19 protein-coding genes are annotated in these 19689 nt (G+C 71.2%); 11 read left to right on the top strand and 8 right to left on the bottom strand.

Annotated elements, in window-relative coordinates:
• The coding region (locus AB852_RS40380) for an ATP-binding protein (protein WP_483883351.1) at positions 1-957 on the bottom strand (957 nt) is incomplete at its 3' end.
• Between the two features lie 695 nt (positions 958-1652).
• On the opposite strand from AB852_RS40380, the gene AB852_RS01050 reads away from it, so the two are divergent.
• Positions 1653-2552 (top strand): aminoglycoside phosphotransferase family protein, encoded by a 900-nt coding sequence (locus AB852_RS01050; RefSeq protein WP_073782641.1) that lies wholly within the window; start codon positions 1653-1655, stop codon positions 2550-2552.
• 58 nt (positions 2553-2610) lie between these two features.
• On the opposite strand, the gene AB852_RS01045 is transcribed toward AB852_RS01050, so the two are convergent.
• Complete coding sequence (locus AB852_RS01045; RefSeq protein WP_107499151.1) at positions 2611-3054, bottom strand: carboxylesterase family protein; 444 nt, start codon at positions 3052-3054, stop codon at positions 2611-2613.
• Between AB852_RS01045 and AB852_RS01040 the strand changes: the two genes are divergently transcribed.
• Positions 3053-3247: a hypothetical protein gene (locus AB852_RS01040; RefSeq protein ID WP_245876560.1), complete on the top strand. Its 195-nt coding sequence runs from the start codon at positions 3053-3055 to the stop codon at positions 3245-3247. The genes AB852_RS01045 and AB852_RS01040 overlap by 2 nt on opposite strands.
• A 298-nt stretch (positions 3248-3545) precedes the next feature.
• Here the strand turns inward: AB852_RS01040 and AB852_RS01035 are convergent, their stop codons facing one another.
• Positions 3546-4010: a hypothetical protein gene (locus AB852_RS01035; RefSeq protein ID WP_143201158.1), complete on the bottom strand. Its 465-nt coding sequence runs from the start codon at positions 4008-4010 to the stop codon at positions 3546-3548.
• 285 nt (positions 4011-4295) lie between these two features.
• Positions 4296-4595 carry a hypothetical protein gene (locus tag AB852_RS01030; RefSeq protein WP_245876559.1) on the bottom strand — a complete coding sequence of 100 codons (300 nt, stop codon included), beginning with the start codon at positions 4593-4595 and terminating at the stop codon, positions 4296-4298.
• Positions 4596-4845: 250 nt separating this feature from the next.
• On the opposite strand from AB852_RS01030, the gene AB852_RS01025 reads away from it, so the two are divergent.
• Positions 4846-5373, top strand: a complete 528-nt coding sequence (locus tag AB852_RS01025; protein WP_073782629.1) for an EF-hand domain-containing protein — start codon at positions 4846-4848, stop codon at positions 5371-5373.
• 257 nt (positions 5374-5630) lie between these two features.
• On the opposite strand, the gene AB852_RS38275 is transcribed toward AB852_RS01025, so the two are convergent.
• Entirely contained in the window at positions 5631-5867 is a 237-nt protein-coding gene (locus tag AB852_RS38275; protein ID WP_107499099.1) for a DUF1877 family protein, read from the bottom strand.
• Between the two features lie 375 nt (positions 5868-6242).
• Between AB852_RS38275 and AB852_RS01015 the strand changes: the two genes are divergently transcribed.
• From AB852_RS01015 to mdlC, 3 genes are all read left to right on the top strand, one after another.
• Positions 6243-7658 (top strand): CoA transferase, encoded by a 1416-nt coding sequence (locus AB852_RS01015; RefSeq protein ID WP_079184212.1) that lies wholly within the window; start codon positions 6243-6245, stop codon positions 7656-7658.
• A 798-nt stretch (positions 7659-8456) separates the two neighbouring features.
• On the top strand, positions 8457-9542 hold the full coding sequence (locus AB852_RS01010; RefSeq protein ID WP_073785213.1) for a Glu/Leu/Phe/Val family dehydrogenase: 1086 nt from the start codon (positions 8457-8459) through the stop codon (positions 9540-9542).
• Between the two features lie 36 nt (positions 9543-9578).
• Entirely contained in the window at positions 9579-11189 is a 1611-nt protein-coding gene (gene mdlC / locus AB852_RS01005) for a benzoylformate decarboxylase (RefSeq protein ID WP_073782627.1), read from the top strand.
• Positions 11190-11246: 57 nt separating this feature from the next.
• Here the strand turns inward: mdlC and AB852_RS39470 are convergent, their stop codons facing one another.
• Entirely contained in the window at positions 11247-12596 is a 1350-nt protein-coding gene (locus AB852_RS39470; RefSeq protein WP_073782625.1) for an NsdA family TPR-like regulatory protein, read from the bottom strand.
• Between the two features lie 670 nt (positions 12597-13266).
• Here AB852_RS39470 and AB852_RS00995 point away from each other — a divergent pair.
• The 5 genes from AB852_RS00995 to AB852_RS00975 all read left to right on the top strand — a co-directional run bounded on the left by AB852_RS00995 (position 13267) and on the right by AB852_RS00975 (position 16430).
• Entirely contained in the window at positions 13267-13593 is a 327-nt protein-coding gene (locus AB852_RS00995; protein ID WP_073782623.1) for a PadR family transcriptional regulator, read from the top strand.
• Complete coding sequence (locus AB852_RS00990; RefSeq protein ID WP_073782621.1) at positions 13590-13946, top strand: DUF1048 domain-containing protein; 357 nt, start codon at positions 13590-13592, stop codon at positions 13944-13946. Before AB852_RS00995 ends, AB852_RS00990 begins: the two co-directional genes overlap by 4 nt.
• Before the next feature lies 1 nt (position 13947).
• Positions 13948-14277 carry a DUF1048 domain-containing protein gene (locus AB852_RS00985; protein ID WP_073782619.1) on the top strand — a complete coding sequence of 110 codons (330 nt, stop codon included), beginning with the start codon at positions 13948-13950 and terminating at the stop codon, positions 14275-14277.
• Positions 14278-14601: 324 nt separating this feature from the next.
• A complete protein-coding gene (locus AB852_RS00980) occupies positions 14602-15642 on the top strand; it encodes an ATP-binding cassette domain-containing protein (RefSeq protein WP_178390918.1) in 1041 nt (346 codons plus the stop codon).
• Positions 15639-16430, top strand: a complete 792-nt coding sequence (locus AB852_RS00975; protein ID WP_073782615.1) for an ABC transporter permease — start codon at positions 15639-15641, stop codon at positions 16428-16430. Before AB852_RS00980 ends, AB852_RS00975 begins: the two co-directional genes overlap by 4 nt.
• Positions 16431-16510: 80 nt before the next feature.
• Here the strand turns inward: AB852_RS00975 and AB852_RS00970 are convergent, their stop codons facing one another.
• Together AB852_RS00970 and AB852_RS00965 are read right to left on the bottom strand one after the other, a co-directional pair.
• A complete protein-coding gene (locus tag AB852_RS00970) occupies positions 16511-17722 on the bottom strand; it encodes an MFS transporter (protein ID WP_073782613.1) in 1212 nt (403 codons plus the stop codon).
• A gap of 528 nt (positions 17723-18250) precedes the next feature.
• Positions 18251-19489, bottom strand: coding sequence for a cytochrome P450 family protein (locus tag AB852_RS00965; RefSeq protein WP_073782612.1), 1239 nt, complete (start codon positions 19487-19489; stop codon positions 18251-18253).
• Positions 19490-19689: the final 200 nt, after the last annotated feature.

The following is a 19689-nucleotide window of genomic DNA, read 5'->3' as shown; positions in this document are numbered from 1 at the left end:
GCTGTTCCACTGCATCGCGACCTCAAGGGACAGGAGCCTGTCCTTGTCCTCGGCCTCGATGTCGATGACGGTCTCGTGCACCACCTCGCCCTTGCGGGAGTTGAGGTACTTCACGAAGTCGACCAGGCCGCCCTCGTAGTGGTACGAGACCGTGCGCGCGTGCGCATCGGTGTCGTCGCTCGGCTGGTCGGTGTCGGCACCGGCCGTGGCCTTCGCGGAGTCGCGCTCGTCCGTGAGTTTGATCGTCAAACCCTTGTTGAGGAAGGCCATCTCCTGGAAGCGGCGCGACAGCGTCTCGAAGGAGTACTCGGTGGTCTCGAAGATGTCGCCGTCGGCCCAGAACGTCAGCGAGGTGCCGGTCTCGGAGGTCTCCTCGTGCTGCTTGAGCGGAGCGGTCGGCACACCCTTCTCGTACTCCTGGCTCCAGCGGTGCCCGCCGTAACGCACCTCCGCCTCCACCCGCGTCGACAGGGCGTTGACCACCGACATGCCCACGCCGTGCAGACCGCCGGAGACCGCGTAGCCGCCGCCGCCGAACTTGCCGCCCGCGTGCAGCACCGTCAGTACGACCTCCAGGGCGGGCCTGCCCTCGGACGCCACGATGTCCACCGGGATGCCGCGGCCGTTGTCGACGACCTTGATCCCGCCGTCGGCCAGGATCGTGACGTCGATGCGGTCCGCGTGCCCCGCGAGGGCCTCGTCGACCGAGTTGTCGACGATCTCGTGGACCAGGTGGTGCAGTCCGCGCTCGCAGGTCGAACCGATGTACATACTGGGCCGCTTGCGCACCGCCTCCAGGCCCTCCAGGACCTGGATCTGACTGCCGGTGTACGACGTGTCCCCCACGTTGCCGGTGGTGGACGCGGGTGCGGGTGCCGGTGTGGTGACGAGTGCGGTGTCGGTGGCGGGCGCCGTGTCGGTGGCGGGTGCGGGTGCCGTAGGGGGTGCGGTGGCGATGGTGTCGGCCGGAAGGTCGGAGGGAATGCCGGGACCGGTCACAGGGGCGCTCTCTTTTCTGGCACGACGAACCGCGCTCCCACCCACCGAGGCGGGAGCCGCATGGCGTCGGACGGAGGTCGGCGCAGGGGTCCCGCCGATCGGCGAGGCCCTGTTCCGCAAGGTTCACCATAGAACCGCGAACTAGGTTTAGCACACCCGGCATCAGCATTACAGTCGACTCAAGAAGTCCCACGAACGCCTCAATAGCGGCCATCCAGGCATCCACTTGATCCCCCCTACGCGCGAAGCGCGAAAGCTCGCCAGATCGCCGCACAGGGATTTCGCCGCCCGGCGTCACGGCCCGCCGAAATCGGGACCCGCGCACGGCCTGGAATCGCTCCACGGAGCCCTTCGAAGCCACCTACGGCGACATGAGGCGTCCGCCTCAAGGTCATCCACCCGGCGTCCCGGGTGGAGGCGCGCACAGCGCGATGCCGGCGGCGGACCCCCGGGTCCATGGGGAAGGCGTCGGGTCGGCTCCGACAGGTGGGTAAGCAGGCAGGCAGGCAGGTGGTGTTCGTGCGGCGAAGGACGGCCGACCGGTCGGGCGGTGAGCCGGTCGGGCGGGAAATCCGATCGACAGACGGTACGCGAGGGGCTGTGATGGCTCCGACCGTCCGTCGCATCGAGCGGGCCCACCGCAGGAGTTGTCCATGACCACCGGGAGTACCGCGGAGCCCCGCCCCGCGATCGATACCGCACTGGCCAGGCGCCTGATCGACACGCAGTTCCCGCAGTGGGCCGAGCTGCCTCTCAAGCTGCTCGACCCGGCCGGTTCGGACCATGTGATCCACCGGCTGGGCGACGACCTGTCCGTCCGGCTGCCCCGTCACACGGGAGCCATCGGACAGGCCGCGAAGGAGACGGAGTGGCTGCCCAGGCTCGCTCCGAATCTGCCGTTGGCCGTCCCGGTGCCGGTGGGGGTGGGTGAGCCCGGCTTCGGCTATCCCTGGCCGTGGGCGGTGTCCCGCTGGCTGGACGGCGAGGTGGCGACCGTCGGGGCGTTGGGCGACTCGCCCGGGGCCGCCGTCCAACTGGCGGAGTTCCTCGTCGCCCTTCAGTCGTTCCCGCCCGCGGACCTCCAGGTCGGGAACGCTCGCGGGGACCTGATGGGTGAGCCGCTGGCCGACCGGGACCGTGATACGCGGGCGGCGATCGCGGAGGTCGGCGGTACGTTCGACGCCGCGGCCATGACCGAGCTGTGGGACGCGGCGCTGAGCGCCCCCGGATGGGACCGCCCGCCGGTGTGGTTCCACGGCGACTTCCACACCGGCAACCTGCTGACCCGCGACGGCCGCCTCAGCGCGGTCATCGACTTCGGCGGGCTGGGCATCGGCGATCCGGCGTGCGACCTGATCATCGCCTTCACCCTGATGTCCGCCAGAAGCCGCGCCGCCTTCCGTACCGCGCTCGGCGTCGACGACGCGACCTGGACCCGGGGCCGTGGCTGGGCCCTGGCCACCGGCCTGAACGCCTACACCTGCTACGCCGCCGTCAACCCCCGCGTCGCCGCGCAGACCACCCGCCAGATCACCGAGGCTCTGAACGGCTGATCGACCGAGGAGAGCGCCGTCCGGCCCCTGCTCGACCAGGGGCGGGCCGAGGAAAGGATCATGAGGTGGCGAGTGCCGTCCAGAAGGCGTGGTGGTGGTCGGCCGCGAAGTCGGTGCGCCCGGCGCGGTCGGACGCGAGCCGCTGCACATAGGGATCGCGGGTCGTGAACCGCTTCCATCCGGGCAGGCCGTGCCCCGCCATCTGCCCGGTGGCCGCGAACCGGCTCCAGTGGCCGATCACCGTGTCCGACAGCTTGGTTTGCGTGGCGTCGAGCGGCTCGAACAGGTCGTTGTCGAACAGGTAGGCCAGGTCGACCATATGACCGGTGCCGAGCGAGAAGCTCGCCGGTCGCGGCACGCTCTTGAAGTACGGGGACTCGGCCTCGGCGAAGTCATAGGCGTGGACGGGGGTGTGGCGGGCCATCGCGCGCTGGGTGTCGAGCGCCGCGCCGGAACTGCGTGCGCAGGTTGCCGCCGGGCTGCGGCAGGGACGCAGCGGCATGGCGCGCGAGGTCACCGGCGGCGTCGAGAGCGAGCTCTCCGAAGCGACGATCCGCACCCTCGGCTCGGTACAGCTCGCCCTCGTCAGCGGCCTGATGATGCAGCACCTCACCGACCCCGACTCCGCGCCCACCGCCGACGAGGTGCTGGAGGGTCTGCGGGCGCTGGCCGCCCACCTGCCCGAGAAGGCCTGAGGCCCGTCCCCTGGGCGCCGTCGCACCACCGTGCCACGCCCCCCGGGCCCGTCCCACGTCCCACGTCCCCGGATGAACGACGGCGACGGGACGGGCGGCCCGACCGGGTTCGGTGAAGCCGCGCGACGACGGTCCCGAGGACGGCAACCGCCTTCCGGGGAAGGGCGCCCCGCGCGGTGCACGCACAGCAGATCGCGGTGGTCCCGCCTGCGCGAGCGGGACCACCGCGACTTCGTCCTTCTCAACGGGACCCAGGTCCGCCGCGCCCTTCAGCGGGAGCGGTCCGCCTGCCCGCCGGTCAGCCCCGGCCGTAGACGACGGCCCTCGTCGTGTCCTTGTAGGTGTTGTTGAGGGTGATCTCGCTCCACGCCTCGTTGGCCTCGCCCGCCGCCAGCGGCCGGGTGGGGCCGTAACAGGCGAGACGCTGCCCGGAGAGGAACCTCGTCTTGTGGCAGGACGCGTTCGTCCCGTGGGTGTGGATCACATGCGCGGCGAGGTCCACCGTGACCGTGGCCGGAGCGTTGTTCACCACCACGGCGACGGCCTGGTAGGTGTTGTTGGCCGGGTTGCGGAAGATGCAGGTCTGCATCGCGACATTGTTCGACGCGTAGTGGGTGGTCGTCTGGCCGCAGGTCTGGTTGGGGCCGTTGGAGACGAACGGCTGCCAGTACGGCGCGGCCACCGCCGGACTCATCCCCAGGCTGAGCGCTCCCACTGCCATGGCGCCCGCTGCCGCTGTCTTGACCCACGTGCTCCGGAACATCACAAAGCCCCTCTCGAATGGCGATGAGCATATGACTGACGAATACACGGATGTCAGCGGTCGGGAGCTAACCACCTGCGGTTCAGAAGCGACAAGGGCGCCTCGGAGCCTCGTCCGAAAGCCGTTTCGACCTGGCGCTCCCACCGCGGGGACGTCGAGACGGTCCGGCGTTCCGGAGCGCGGAGAGCCCCCAGGGCTGTAGCCCCAAGGGATCTCGCGCTGTTCCGCCGCACGGACGAGGGGGCCGGCCGAAGCCCGCGCGGAGACCTGCCGACCGACGAACCGTCAGCGCCATTCGGGCGGGATGCCGCCAAGTTGGGTGAGGAGGTCCCAGTCCTTGGGACGCAGGCTCGGGGAATGCCAGCGGGCACCGTTGCCGACCCAGTAGCCGCGGTAGTTCCGGATGCCCTGGAGCCCTTCCCAGGTGCCCGGCTCGCCCATGTCGCCGATGCCGGATTCCGTACCGCAGCAGGAGCAGATCCCGGCGGTCGGCCAGCCGGACTCCCAGGTCAGCCCGTCCTCCCCGTAGCCGCAGATCCGGCAGTGCTCCTCGTCCATGTCCATACCCGGGTCCGTTCGTTCCATCGCGGCAGCGTAGACCGAGGTCAGGGGCGTGGACGATCGAATTCCGCGACGGCGGACCGGGGTCGGGTCCGGCAGGCCGGGTCGTTTCCCGTCCTCGGGCGCACCATGCGTGGAAGCCGGGGTTTGCCTTCGTTCGTGTACAACCTCACGATTTTCGGCTGATCGGGCCGGAGGGCCGCCGGATAGTGGAGGCGACCGGTGGGACACGTCCCCGGTCCACCTACCCACCTGGAAGCAGAGGTGTTCCGTCATGCCCACCACCGAGGCCGTCGCCCGAGCGCAGCTCGTGTTCACGCTCTTCGACGCCGACGGCAACGGCTACCTTGAGCCGGCCGACTTCGATCTGATGGCCCGCCGGACGGTCGACGCCCTGCCGGCCGCCAAGGAGGAGGCCGGACAGGCGCTGCTCGACGCCTTCCGCGGGTACGGCGCCACCTTGACGGCGGAACTTGACGCGGACGGCGACGGGCGGATCAGCCCTCAGGAGTTCACGGCGGTCGTCCTGGAGCCGCAGCGGTTCGACGGGGCCGTGGACGTGTTCGCGGACGCGCTGGCGGAGCTGGGCGATCCGGACGGCGACGGACTGGTCGAGCGGCCCGACTTCCTCGCGCTGATGGTCGCCATCGGGTTCGAACCGGCCAACATCGAGGCCCTGTTCGACGCCTTCGCCCCGGTGGAGGGCGACCGGGTCCCGGTCGCCGTATGGGCGGACGGCATCCGGGACTACTACCGGCCCGACAGGGCGGGCATCGCCGGGGACCGTCTCGTCACAGGCTGAGCCACGTGTGAGCGCCGACGACCGCGCGGTAGGGGTACGGACGGGCGGTCGGCCGCGGTCAGGGCCTTCCCGGCCCGGGGGGGCTCACCCAACGCGGCCTCTGCGGTGGGTGAGCCCCCCCGGGCGGCGGGCCGACGGAGTCCCATGAGCGGAGCGTCGCGTACCGAACCGGGCGCTCCGCAGCGGACGGGCAGGGATGAGCACCCCGTACCGGACCGCCGAGTCGCCCGCCCCGGGTCGGCCCCGCAGCAAACGGCTCAGCCGATCCAGACCAGCATGCCTTGGCGGAGACGGGCCGCCGTCCGGAAGAAGGCGGCGAGATCCTGGTACGCGACCGCCACGTCGTCCAGCCGCGGCCCGGGGTCGGAGCCGCCCGCGTAGGGGTAGGTCCCCGCGTCCGCCAACTCCGCCGGGGTGACCCGCTCGACGAGTCCCTCCGGGGCGATCGCCGCCATCGCCCCGGCGGCGTCCCGCACCCGCTCCGGTCGGATCATCCGGGGCGCTCCGTACCCCCAGTCCTCCGCGCCGGGAACTCCTCCTCGCCGTGCACCACATTCACCTCGACACCCCGGAGTCTGAGCAGACGCTCCAGCGTGTGCCACATCTTCCCGGTGCTGTGGAGGCGGCTCCCAGGGGCCGGTGTGCCGTCACCCGGCTCCGCGGCCATGCGCTCCTCGACGAACTACCGGGCCCAGTCGGGATGCAGAACGGCCCGGTTCAGCTCGGCGGGGGTGAGGCGGACATACTTTCCGACCATGCTCATGGCCGCATCGTAGGAACCGCCACTGACATCGACACCGGCAGGCGGGTTCCAGCGTCACCCTGGGTCCCGCCGCACAGGGACCTGGGACGCGCAGCACAATGGACGGATGACGTACACCGAGGACGCGGCCACCGCGTATGCCTGGGCGGTGCTCGGAGGCCGGGGCCGGCTCGTCGAGAGGGTGCGCTTCGAGGGGGCGGGCGCTGTCCTGCCGTCGCGTCTGCCGGTCCGGGAACTGGCGCGCGCCTGTGTGGGGGTTTCGTCGCTGGCGGCGGCGGAACTGCTGGCCCTGCGCAACGGCGTGCCGGTGCCCGCGGTGCGGGTGGACGAGGCGGCGGTGGCCACCGCGTTCGTGAGCGAACGCCATCTGAGGATCGACGGCCGGGCTCCGACCTCCTTCGCCCCGCTGTCCGGGTTCTGGCAGACGTCCGACGGATGGGTGCGCACCCACGCCAACTATCCGCACCACCGGGCCCGGCTGCTCGACGCGCTGGGTATCGCGGACACGGGACCTGACCAGACGCTGGTGGGTGTGCTCGCGAAGGAACTGGCATCGCGTCCGGCCCTGGAGGTCCAGGAAACCGTCTACGCGGCGGACGGCCTGGCCGTGGCGGTGACTCCCGCACCCACACCCGCAACCGGCACCGGGCCCACACCTGCACCCGCACCCGCGCCGACATCCGACCGGCCCGCTCTGGTCGAGACGCGGCGTGCGGGTCGGAGCAGCCCCCGGCTGCTGACGCCCGCATCCGTGCCCGCCCAGGGGGTGCGGGTCCTGGACCTGACCCGCGTCATCGCCGGTCCCGTAGCGACCCGCACCCTGGCGCTGCTGGGCGCCGACGTGCTGCGCGTGGACGCCCCGCGACTCCCCGAGGACGCGGACGCCCACGCCGACACCGGCATGGGCAAACGCTCCACGCTGCTGGATCTCGCGGCCCCCGGTGACCGGCGCGTCTTCGAGGGCCTTCTGAGCGAGGCGGACGTCGTGGTGACCGGCTACCGGCCCGGCGCCCTGGACCGGCACGGACTGGCCCCCGACGCACTCCTGGCCCGGCATCCCGGCCTGATCGTCGCGCAACTGTGCGCCTGGGGGTGGTCCGGCCCCTGGGCCGGGCGCCGCGGTTTCGACAGCCTGGTCCAGGCCGGTACCGGTATCGCCGCGATCGAGGCCACGGACGACGGCCGCCCCGGCGTACTGCCCGCGCAGGCGCTGGACCACGGAACCGGGTATCTGCTGGCCGCCGCGGTCCTGCGCGCACTGACCGACCGCCAGGCCACCGGTGACGGGCGGCATCTCCGCCTCTCCCTGGCAGGCACGGCCTCCTGGCTGCTGCACGGCGTCCAGCCCACTCCCGTACAGGGCCACTTCGCCCGTGACGACCCGGCCGCCTGGCTCACCGAGACCGAATCGCCGTACGGTCTGCTGCGTCACGCCCTGCCCCCGGTCCACTACGACGGCGCACCCGCGAACTGGGACCGCGCATCCAGCCGCTGGGGAAGCGATCGGCCGAACTGGGCCTGAACAAGGGCAACGTGTCCGGCTGAGCCGACATATCCCCGTGGTCCCTGACCAGCCCCCAGGCGGGATGGCCGGACGCTGTAGCGGACGACGCGTACTGACGGCGGAAGCCGTTGCCCACGGCGTTCCGGCGAACTGGATGAATTCGGCGCGACCGCCTGATGTCTCCATGACGGACTTCGGCATCCGTGAGGACGGCCTTCGGTACCCCTCCAGGTGGGCGAAGTCCGAGTGCGGGAAGCCTTCCCCCAGTACGCCTCGGGGGCAGCCGCCGGGTGACTCGTCCGTCCGCCCGGCCCGGATCGGCCTCCCCAAGGCCGTCCCCCTTCGGCATGCACTCCATCAGGTGCGCCGCAGCGGCTCCTGACCCGTCCCGCCGCCGTCCGAAGGTCCGGTCGGCACTGGGCGTGCCCGCGCAACACGTTCAACACGCTCGCCGGAGGGGACCGCGATTACTCCGACGACCGCGGGCACGCCAAGAGACATGACCCGAACGAGAAGCCCGGCGAGGTGAACGCGCTGCCGCGCCGGTCGGGGGCGCCGGGCCGCAGGTACGTCGGTCACGAGGCCGTCACGGCAGAGCCGCCTGATGCGGCGCCGATATCAACACCGCTATTACGCGACGGAGTTCCCCTCCGAGCGAGGCCCGTCGCGCGGCCCCTCGATCGCCGGGGCTCTCCGTCCACCGCCCGCGCAGCCACCTCAAGGAAGGCGCTCCCCGTGCCGCATCCGAGCACCGCCGAATCCACCCGTCCCCTCGCCTCCCCCGCTGTGTCCGACACCCTCGATCTCGCGGAAAGGATCTTCGCCCCGGGCACGGCGGGGGTACGAGGCCCCGCCCACGAACAGGTACTGCTGTGCCAGGACCGTACGGTGGGGCTGAAGGCCGTCGTCTCCGTCCACTCCACCGCACTGGGCCCCGCCCTCGGAGGCACCCGGTTCCGTGCGTACGGCAGCAGCGCCGACGCCGTGCTGGACTCCCTGAACCTCGCCCGCGGGATGTCGTACAAGAACGCCCTCGCCGGCCTGCCCTACGGCGGCGGGAAAGCCGTCATCATCGGTGACCCCGCCCTGCTCAAGACTCCCGGGCTCCTGCACTCCTACGGCCGTTTCGTCGAGTCCCTGGCAGGCCGGTACGTGACCGCCTGCGACGTGGGCACCGACACGGCCGACATGGATGTCGTCGGCGAGGAGACGGATCATGTCGTCGGGCGCTCCCCTGCGGCCGGAGGCGTGGGGGATCCTTCGGCGGCCACCGCGTACGGGGTGCTCCAGGGGATGCGTGCCTGCGCGGCGGTGCGCTGGGGGGAGCCGCATCTGCGCGGCCTCCGGGTGGGCGTCTGCGGCCTGGGCAAGGTCGGTCAGCACCTCGTTGGGCTGCTGACCGAGGCGGGGGCGACGGTGCTGGCGTCCGACATCCGCGCCGACGCGGTCGCGCGTACCCAGGTGAGGTTCCCCGAGGCCAGGATCGTCGCCGACGCCAAGGCGCTGCTCGACGCGGAGATGGACATCTACTCGCCCTGCGCACTGGGCGGAGCGCTCGACCGGGTGGCCGTGAACAGGCTGCGGGCGCCCGTTGTCTGCGGCGCCGCCAACAATCAGCTCGGCTACGCCGGGGCCGAGGAGCGGCTGGTCGACCGGGACATCGTCTACGCGCCGGACTACGTCGTGAACGCGGGCGGCGTCATCCATGTCGCGCGGGAGTACAGCGGATGCTCCGCGTCCCGGAGCCCCGACCGTGCCCGTGCCCGTGCCCGTGAACAGATGGACCCGATCTACGCCACGACCCTGTCGATCCTCACGGCCGCGGCCGACTCGGGCGCCTCGCCCAGTGCGGTGGCCGACGATCTCGCGGAGAAGCGGATGGCGTCCCCGCCGCGGATCTGAACCCGTCCGGTACGACGACCAACGAAGCAGGTACCCGTGAACACTGTCCGGCAGACCACCCATGAACTCCTCAGGCACCACGACATGCGTGTCATCTTCGGCAACCCCGGCAGCACCGAACTCCCCTTCCTCGCCCACCTTCCGGAGGACTTCAGCTACGTGCTGGCGCTCAACGAGTCGACCGCGACCGCCATGGCCGACGGATACGCCCAGGCCACCGGCCGTCCGACCCTGGTCAATCTGCACACGGCCACCGGTCTCGGCAACGCCATGGGTTCCCTGGTCAACGCCTCCGGGGCCCGAAGCCCCGTGGTGGCGCTGGCCGGGCAGCAGGTCAGGGCCGCCCTGCCCACCCCGGCCCTGCTCGTCAACCGGGGCCCGCTCGCACTGGCGCAGGGCGCGGTCAAGCACACCGCCGAACCGGCACGGGCCGAGGACACTCCCGAGATCCTCGGCCAGGCGATCCTGCGCGCGGCCCAGGCGCCGTCCGGGCCCGTCTGCGTGTCGGTCCCGATGGACGACTGGGACCAGGAGCTCGATCCGCCGTCCGAAGAGGCCCGGCACGAAGCCCACCACAGGGCGCGTACGAGCGACAGCGTGCCTGCCCCGGACGCGCTCAGCGATCTGGCCCGCCAGCTCGCGGAGGCCCGCGCACCGGCCCTGATCGCGGGCCCTGAACTGGACACCGAGGCGGGATACACCGCGGTGGTGGCACTGGCGGAGCGGCTGGACGCGCCGGTCTGGCTCCCCGCCTTCACGCCCCGGGCGGGCTTCCCCAGCGCGCATGCCGCCGCGCGCGGCCCCTTGCCGTCCGCCGCGGACGAGGTGGCGGACACCCTGGCCGGACACGATCTGGTGCTGGCGCTGGGTGCCCCCGTCTTCACGTACTACCAGTGGACGGGAGGCCCGCCGGTGGCTCCGGGGACCCGCCTGGCGCAGATCACCTCGGACCCCGAGGAGGCGGTGCGCTCGGTCACCGGGAGTTCCTGCCTCGGATCGCCGGTCGCCGCCGCCGGGACGCTCGACCGTCTGCTGGAACGGAGGGGCCACCGGCCGCGGAACGGGGCCATGCGTCGTCCGCGCACGAGTCCCACCCCGAGACCCGCCCTGGCCCCGGAGGGCGTCCTGCACGACGGCGAGGTCTTCGCCACACTCGCGAAGGTGCTGCCCGGGGACGCGATCGTCGTCAACGAGGCGGCCCAACAGCTGCCCGCCTACTGGCGGTCGGCGGCCAGTTCGCGTCCCGGCAGCTTCTACTTCACCGGCGCGGGCGGTCTGGGCTTCGGTCTGGCCGGTGCCGTCGGCGTCCAACTGGCCTGCCCTGAGCGTCCGGTGGTGGCCGTCATCGGTGACGGCTCCGTCCAGTACACCCTCCAGGCCCTGTGGACCGCCGCCCACTACCGGATACCCCTCACCGTCCTGGTGCTGGACAACAGCGAGTACGGGATACTCAAGAACTGGGGCCGGACGCTGGGCACCGGTCCGGTGCCGGGGCTGGATCTGCCCGGCATCGACATCATGGGGCTGGCCACCGCCTACGGCGTCACGGCGGAGCGGGCGCACTCCCCCAATGAGCTCAAGAACCTCCTCAGCGAGACGATCGGCGCGCCGGAGCCGCACCTGATCCATGTCCCGCTGGCGTCGTAGCGCGGAGAGGGAGCGGGAGGGCGGGTGAGCCCGCCCCGGGCCCGGTCGGGCATCGGCTCAGCCCTCCCGCTGCTCGCTGAGGAGCGCCCCGACGGTGGCGTTCGAGCGGTACGGGATGAACTCGTGCCGTAGTTCGGATCTGGCGGCGTCCACGCTGCTGGACTGGAGACCCGCTCCGGTCGCCAGGAATTCCCGCCAACTGCCGCATGCCTCCTCGACATGCCCCGTCCGCAGCGACAGCTTGGTACGGACCGCGTGGGTCAGAGCATGGCCGCGGCGGTCGTCGGGATGCCGGTGCCGGGAGGAGGCGGACAGCGCCTCGATCGCGCCCTTGACATCGCCGAGTCCGCGCAGCGTCTGGGCGCGCTGGAACTCCAGGGCCGCCCTGGGATACACCTGGAACGGGTCCCCCGTCGCGCGGCTTTCGCCCGCCGCCCGGTCGGCGTCCTTCAGGACCTCCAGGGCGTCGCGGCCCCTTCCGACGGCCGCACGCGCGACCGCGAGCTGTGCCGCGACGAACGCTCTGGTCGCCGGTGGGCACCGCGCGGGCAGCGCGGCATAAGCGTTCTCGCCGTACCGCACGGCCTTCTGCCGGTGGTTGAGGGCCAGTGCCTGGCTGCTCATCGCGCGCAGGATCACCGCCCAGGTGCAGACATCGTCGGCTTCGTCGGCGAGCCGGAGCGCCGCGACGTAGAAGAGCTGTGCCGCTCCGTGGAATCCGCTGTCGCTGTGGATACGCGCTCGCACGAACACCAAGTGGGCCGCCTCGGTGAGCAGTTCCCTTCGGACCTTCTCCTTGGCGGGCCTGTTCAGCCAGGGCACGAGATCATCGGCGAGGAAGGCCGCGAGGGCGGCGTCGGCATGGCCGCCGCCGTGCAGGTCCAGCCCCGTCGCGAACACCCGCACGGCGGTCCTGAGCGAGGCGACTTCCGCGCGCCCCGCCGGCGGCCCGGCGGTACGCACGCCGGGTCCCGTCCGGCGCGCCGCGGACTCCCGCCATCGAGGCTTGCCATGGTCGGCCGCCAGATAGGGAGACTGCTGAAGGGGCAGGCGGTACACGGGGTCGGCGTCCGTGCTCGTCAGTTCGGCGAGACGGGCGACTGCCCCGGCCCGGCCGCGGGGGCCGATGAGCCCGGCCCGCCGCGCGCTGCCGTCGGGGAAGCCCGCCACCGCCGCGGTGATGCTCCGGCCGAGCTTGCGGGAGAGCACTTCGGCCACCAGGTCGGGCACCGGATGACGTGGCCGTGCCCCCGCCAGCCAATGGGCGACCGAGGTCCGGTCGTACGACAGTGTCCGGCCGATTTCCGCGCCCGCGCCGTTGACAGCGCGCGCGAATGCCGCCGAGGTCCATGCGGCCTCGGCCAGCAGAGCTCGCAGCCTGTCATTGGGGACGCGTTCACTCGCCAACGCCATCCTCCACGGACCCGTTGGGTTCAGGCATCGGCCACGGTCCCGGACCGGACCCGATTCCACTGATACGGACAGATGTTCCCCTGCCCCTGGCGGGCAAACGAGGGCTCTCCCCTCGCCTTCCGGCGCACTCCCGGTCTGCGCCCTCCCGAAGGATCTGGTGCCGGTGGGCGAGCGCGCGCCCCACGTGTGCCCACGTCCAGGAGAGTGGCCCGCCGGTGGGCCTGTGCCGGGTTCCGCCGACGTGGGCAGGCATCCGGTACATGAACGATCCCTTCATGTACGGACTGGCTTTCGGGCGATCCGGCGATCCACGCGCCCCCTCGTCCAGCGAACCCCCCAGGGCATGTCCCGAAGTCCAGTTCGCCAGTGCACCCTCAGCGGCAGGGACCGCGTGCGCCTTGACGCGCGATGAGCGCCCCGCCCCGCCGGACGACGAGAGCCGACTCCCGGCGCCCGCCTGAGCCCGCGCCCGCCGACACTCGTACCACCTCGGGAGGACCGGGCCCCTCCCCGCGAGTCCACCCCGAGTTCAGCGCGTCGCGGTGGAGGCGGCCTCCAGCCCGAAGAAGGCAGGGCCTCCGTGCCGACATCACCACTACTCGGTGGTACCGTGTAGTGGTACTCGGTGCTACGCAGTACCGCTAGGACCCGGGGAGGACTCGCGATGGACGACCTGACGGAGATGCTGAAAGGCACGCTCGAAGGGTGCGTGCTCGAAATCATCGGCGGCGAGGAGACCTACGGGTACGCCATCACCCGTCAGCTGAACGAGCTCGGCTTCGCGGACGTCGTCGAGGGGACGGTGTACACCATCCTGCTGCGGCTGGAGCGGAACAAACTCGTCCAGGTGACGAAACGGCCGTCCGGGGTGGGTCCGCCGCGCAAGTTCTACGCGCTCAACGACGCCGGACGCGAGGAGCTCGCGAAGTTCTGGGCGAAATGGCAGTACGTCTCATCACGCATCGACAGGCTCAAGGAGGGCGGGAGATGAACTTCTGGGAGACCGTCACAGGCAGTGATCTCACCAGGGACTGGCAGGCGTTCGAGGCCCGGGCCGAGGCCCTGCCGGACGACTACCGGGCCGCGTGGGAACAGATCAAGGGCCACCTCCATCCCCATGGGGACTTCACCGGCCGCAACCTGATGCCGATCCTCGACGCCGCCCTGGGGCTGCTCGAAGAGACGGCGGCGGACGGGCAGAGCGTCCATGAGGTCCTCGGCGACGACATCCGGGGCTTCTGCGCGGCGCTGGCCGGTGGAGAGGGTGCTCGAACCTATCGCGACCGGTGGCGCCAGCAGTTGAACAGGAACGTCGCCAGGAAACTGAGCCGGCTGGGAGGCTGACATGGGCATCCAGGACATCATCGAGGGCAAGAAGCAGTGGCGGGCACACACGGCGCGGGTCAAGGCGCTCCCGCCGGACTACCGGATCGTCTACAAGGAGATGCAGAAGTACCTGTTCAAGGTCGGACCGGTCGACCTGCCCGACGGGCCCCTGCTCCCCGGGATCGTCGACTTCTTCGAGGAAGGCACCGCCGAGGGCAAGGGCGTCCTGCAACTCATCGGCAACGACGTCGCCGCGTTCTGCGACGACCTGGTCAAGGACTCACGCACCTACGCGGACATCCACCAGGAGTCCATCAGCAGGGACCCCGCCGGTACGGCCGAGAAGTAGCACCCGTCCCCGCACGCAGTGGGCGCAGCGGCCCGCACGCGCGGGTTCGTTCACCTCGACGCGGCCGCCTCGGCGCGGCGTGACCAGGCACGAGCCGACCGGCCGCCGGAAGTCGCCACGGACCCTGTCCGCCGGGGTGGTCGACCAGGGCGGCGACACCCGGCTCAGCCCTGCCCAACCCCCTGGCGAGCAGGTGTCCGGCGCCGGGCCGCCCGACCCCGTCGCCCACCACAACACCACTGACGTGCGGTACGGCAGTCACTCGATCCGGGTTCCGCACGTCTCCACTCCCCCTGTGTCTCCAACCTCCGGAAGGAAGCCCTCATGCCTCCATCTGTCATGCCCACACCCAGAAAGGGTGACGGCCGTCCGTCGCCGACCGCCGTCCGAGCCGTCGGGCTGCGCAAGTCGTACGGTGAGAAGGTCGTCCTCGACGGTATCGATCTGCGCATCCCGGCCGGGTCCGTGTTCGCGCTGCTCGGCCCGAACGGCGCCGGGAAGACGACCACCGTCAAGATCCTGTCCACGCTCATCACCGCCGACGCCGGTGATGTGCGCGTGGGCGGTCACGACGTGGCCGCCGACCCCCAGTCGGTCCGTGCCGCGATCGGTGTCACCGGACAGTTCTCCGCCGTGGACGGCTTGATCACCGGCGAGGAGAACATGCTCCTCATGGCGGACCTGCACCACCTGTCCAAGAACGAGGGACGGCGGGTGGCCGCCGAACTCCTGGAGCGCTTCGACCTGGTAGAGGCCGCGAAGAGGCCCGCCTCGGCCTACTCCGGCGGGATGAAGCGCCGGCTCGACCTCGCCATGACGCTGGTCGGCAGCCCGCGGATCATCTTCCTCGACGAGCCGACCACCGGCCTCGACCCCCGCTCCCGTCACAACATGTGGGGCATCATCCGCGGCCTCGTCGCCGACGGCGTCACCGTCCTGCTCACCACCCAGTACCTGGACGAGGCGGACGAACTCGCCGACCGCATCGCCGTGCTGAACGACGGAAGGATCGCCGCCGAGGGCACCGCCGAAGAGCTCAAGCGGCTCATACCCGGCGGGCATATCCGCCTCCGCTTCAACGACCCGGCCGCGTACCGTTCCGCCGCCGACGCCCTGCGCGAGGTCATCCTCCCCCGAGCTCTCGGCTCCGCCCCGCCAGGGGGCGTCCCCGACGACGAGGCACTGTCGCTGTCCATCCCCAGCGACGGCAGCCAGCGCGAACTGCGCTCCGTTCTCGACCGCCTCGACTCCGCAGGCATCGAGGCGGACGAGCTCACCGTCCATACCCCCGACCTCGACGACGTGTTCTTCGCCCTGACGGGCCCGGCCGGCGTCCCCGACCAGCCGACGGAGAAGACCCGATGAGCTCCCTGTCCCTCGCCGTCCGCGACTCGCACACGATGCTGCGCCGCAACCTCCTGCACGCATGGCGCTACCCGTCCGGAACCCTGAACCTGCTGCTCACGCCGATCATGATGCTGCTGCTCTTCGTCTACATCTTCGGCGACGTGATGAGCGCCGGCATCGGCGGCGGCGGCGCGAACCGCTCCGACTACATCGCCTACATCGTTCCCGGCCTGCTGCTGATGACCGTCGGCAGCACCGTGATCGGGGCCGCGGTGTCCGTCTGCGTGGACATGACCCAGGGCCTCACCGCCCGATTCCGCACGATGGCGATCCACCGGAGCTCCCTGCTCGTCGGGCATGTCGTCGGCGGCGTGTCGCAGTGCATGATGAGCGTGGTCCTCGTCGGCGCCGTCGGGGTGGCGATGGGCTTCCGGTCCACGGACGCCACGGCACTGGAATGGATCGCGGCGTTCGGGCTGATCACGCTGTTCGCCCTGGCGCTCACCTGGATCGCGGTCGGGATGGGCGCGGCCAGTCCGAACCCGGAGGCAGCCGGCAACATGGCGATGCCGCTGATCCTCCTGCCGCTCGTCTCCAGCGCGTTCATCCCGGCCGGTACGATGCCGGGCTGGTTCCGGCCGATCGCCGAGTACCAGCCCTTCACCCCCGCCATCGAGACCCTCCGCGGCCTCCTTCTCGGCACCGGGATCGGCGACAACGGCTGGATCGCGATCGCCTGGTGCGTCGGCCTGATCGCGATCGGCCACCGCTGGTCGACGGCACAGTTCAACCGCGACCCGAAGTAGCCGGCCCACGCCGGTAGCGCCCTCTCCTCCCACCTCGACCTCGCCCGAGCGGCGTCAGCTCCGCCCCGCAACCCCGTCGATCAGCCTTGCTCGCAGTGATCGGGGCTGTGGACGGCAGGTGCCCGGGCCTTGCGCAGCTGGGTGACCGGCACCGCCGGGGCGAGTGCGAGTGCGATCACTCCCACGAGCAGCAGGGCCGGCCACACGCCCGATCGGTCGATGATGATTCCTGCCCCTGCGGCTGCCAGCGAGGCACCGAGGTTCAGCGACGTGTTGATCCATGTCGAGGCTTCCGTCCGGCTGGTCTCCGGAACGATGGTGTCGGCGATGAGGTACCCCGTGATCAGGCAGGGGGCGAGGAAGAATCCGACGAGGGCGAGGCACGCGCCGAAGAGGACCAGGGCGTCCAGCCGGGAGACGAGCACCGAGGCGAGCCCCATGCTGACGCACAGGGCGAACAGCCTCTCGCCGATTCCGCCTTTGAGGTTCAGATGCCCGTACAGCAGACCTCCGAGGGCGCTTCCGCCGGCGAAGGCCGCCAGGAGCCAGCCCGAGGCCGCGACCGCGTCGTGTTGCGCGGCGATGGCCGGGGCTGCGATCTCGGCGGCGCCCAGGACACCGCCGACGCCGAGGATGACGACCAGCACCCTGACGAATCCGGGCCGGCGCAGCGGACGGTCCCCCCGCGCGACACTGCCGCCCGTTCCACGCAGTGCCCCCGACGACGCGCTGGACGTCATCGCGGCGGTGCCGAGGGAGACCGCTGCCGCGGTCACCCAGAGCCCGGTGCTGGGAGAGCTGACCACGATGACCGCGGTGATGACGACGGGACCACCGACGAAGAGGAGGTCCTCGGCCACCGCGTCGATGCTGAACGCCTTGGTCCGCTGGTCTCCGGGTGTCGTGATCGACGCCCAGATCGTCCGCATCGCCGCCCCCAGGGGTGGCGACGTCAGTCCGATCACCGCACTGAGAACGGAGAACCAGACATCGGCGACCCCCTCGGCCCGCGCGAGGAACGCGAGAGCGGTGAAGCCCGAAGCCTGGCCCGTCGCCATCGTGTTGAGCGCGATGCGCTGACCGGCCCGGTCGACGGCCCGGGCCCGCCAGGGAGCGGCGACGACGTTGGCGATGCCGAACGCCGCGGTCGCGAAACCGGCCTGTGTGTACGAACCCGTGCTTTCCTGGACGGCGAGGAGGAGAGCGAGGCCGCCCATGGCGAGAGCGGACCGGCCGATCAGGGCGGGGAGAAAGGCGCGAAGCGCACCAGGAAGCAGAAGCACTGCGAACACGGAGAAGCTCCAATGATGTGCGGCCGCCGCCGTGGGCGCGACCGCCAGGAATCCGACGGCTTGCAGAGTCCGGAGGGCAGGGGGAGCAACACCCTCGACGGATCAGAACCTGGACGGGAGAGATCCAGGACCGTCAGATGAACATCACGATGAGCACCCGGAAACGTTAGCAGGCAGTGGTCTTCTCGCCCACGGGAGAAGCCATGCCCGTGACCTCACCAGCGGCCGTCACATCGAGCGAGGACCCGCTCGCCGTCAGGGGCGGGGCACCAGGGGGTGTTCTCCGGGTGCGGGTGGGTCTCAGGCAGTGCGCGGGCTAGGCGCGGAGTGGAAACGGGTGGAGCCGGTGATGGAGACGCCGGATTCGTCGCCTGGGCTCAGAGCGAGAGGTGCGGAGGTGCGGACGGTGACCGGGGTGTCCAAGGGCTGCCCTTGTGCGGCACCGGTCGCAGCCGTGCGGCGACGGTCCCCGGAGGACATCGAGGCGTTCGGACGGACGGACGGTCCGCGTTCACCGGGAGGGTCGGCTCACCGCGCCGCGCGGCCCGGGGGGCGCAGCAGAACGGGCAGGGCAAGGACATCGTTACCGATGAACGACGGCTGCGGGTCCGGAGCGTTCCCCTCGTCCGCGAGCGCGATGTCCGGGAACCGGTCGAAGAGGGCGGGCAGCGCGATGGCGGCCTCCAGCCGGGCGAGCGGGGCACCGAGGCAGTAGTGGATGCCGTGCCCGAAGGCCATATGGTCCCTGTCCGCACGGTCGATCCCGAAGCCGTGCGCGGCGTCGTGGGACGACGGGTCCCGGCCGTGCGCCCCGAACCCGACGAGAATGGCCTCCCCGGCCGCTATGGTGACGCCCTCGCCGAGATCGATGTCACGGAGCGCGAACCGCAGCGGAAGATGGACGACCGGCGGATGGAGCCGCAGGGTCTCCTCGATGGCATCGGCCCAGCGGGCGGGCTCGGCCAGGATCGCGCTCAGCTGCCGGCGGTGGGTGAGAAGCGCCCGGACCGCGTTCCCGATCAGCGCGATCGTGGTCTGGCTCCCGGCGCCGATCATCAGAAGCAGGGTGGAGATCAGCTCCGTCTCGGTGAGCCGGTCACCCTCATGGGCGGCGAGCAGCAGACTGGTCATGTCATCGCCGGGCTCCCGCCGCTTCGCCTCCACGAGACGGCTCATGACGGTGATCAGCCCGCTCGCGACGCGCTCCGACTCCTCCTGGGGGACATCGGTGGCCAGGATCGCGTCGGCGACAGCGAGCACGGCGGGGCGCTGGTCCTCGGGAACGCCGAAGAGATCGCAGATCACACGGGTCGGCACACCGTGCGCGAAGTGCGCCCGCAGATCCACTGCCGCGCCGTCCTCCAGAGCCTCCAGACCGTCCAGGAGGTCGGTGACGACGGACTCGATCGAGGGCCGCAGAGACGCCATGCGCCGCGGTGTGAAAGCGGGGCCGATCAGCCTCCGTAGCCGGGTGTGCTCGGCCCCCTCTGAGGTGGCCATGGAGCGGACGTCGATCCAGGGGGAGAGCCAGGGGACGGCGCCCGGCTGGTAGCCGGTCCAGGCGCCACGGGCGTCCCTGGTGACATCGGGATGGGTGACCAGCCGCCTGACGACATCGCCGCGCGTGACGGACCAGGCGATGACGTTCTGGGGCAGCCGGACCCGCACGGCGGGCCCGGTGGCGCGGAGTTCCTCGATCTGCTCGTACAGCCGGTCACCTCCGTCGCTGTCGAGGACCGGGACGGCAGCCTCGTGGCTGGTGGTCATGGGACACCTCCGGTCACGCGGGGGCGCCCGTCGACGGGAGCGGCCACGCTGGCGCGGTCTCCCGGGCGCCGGGTCGCGCCGGTGCGTGGATGGATACTTCGCGGCAGCGACGGGGAATCGGTACCAGGGATTGTGCTGCGCCCGCACAGGGTCGCAAAGAGGGAAATCGGCCTCTTGTCTGGTTTCTGAGCCGATTTCAG

The sequence above is a fragment of the Streptomyces uncialis genome (assembly GCF_001905345.1).
GTDB classification, from domain to species: Bacteria; Actinomycetota; Actinomycetes; order Streptomycetales; family Streptomycetaceae; genus Streptomyces; species Streptomyces uncialis.
Note: the sequence above shows the minus strand (reverse complement) of the source record. Positions and strands in the feature narration are given on the sequence as shown.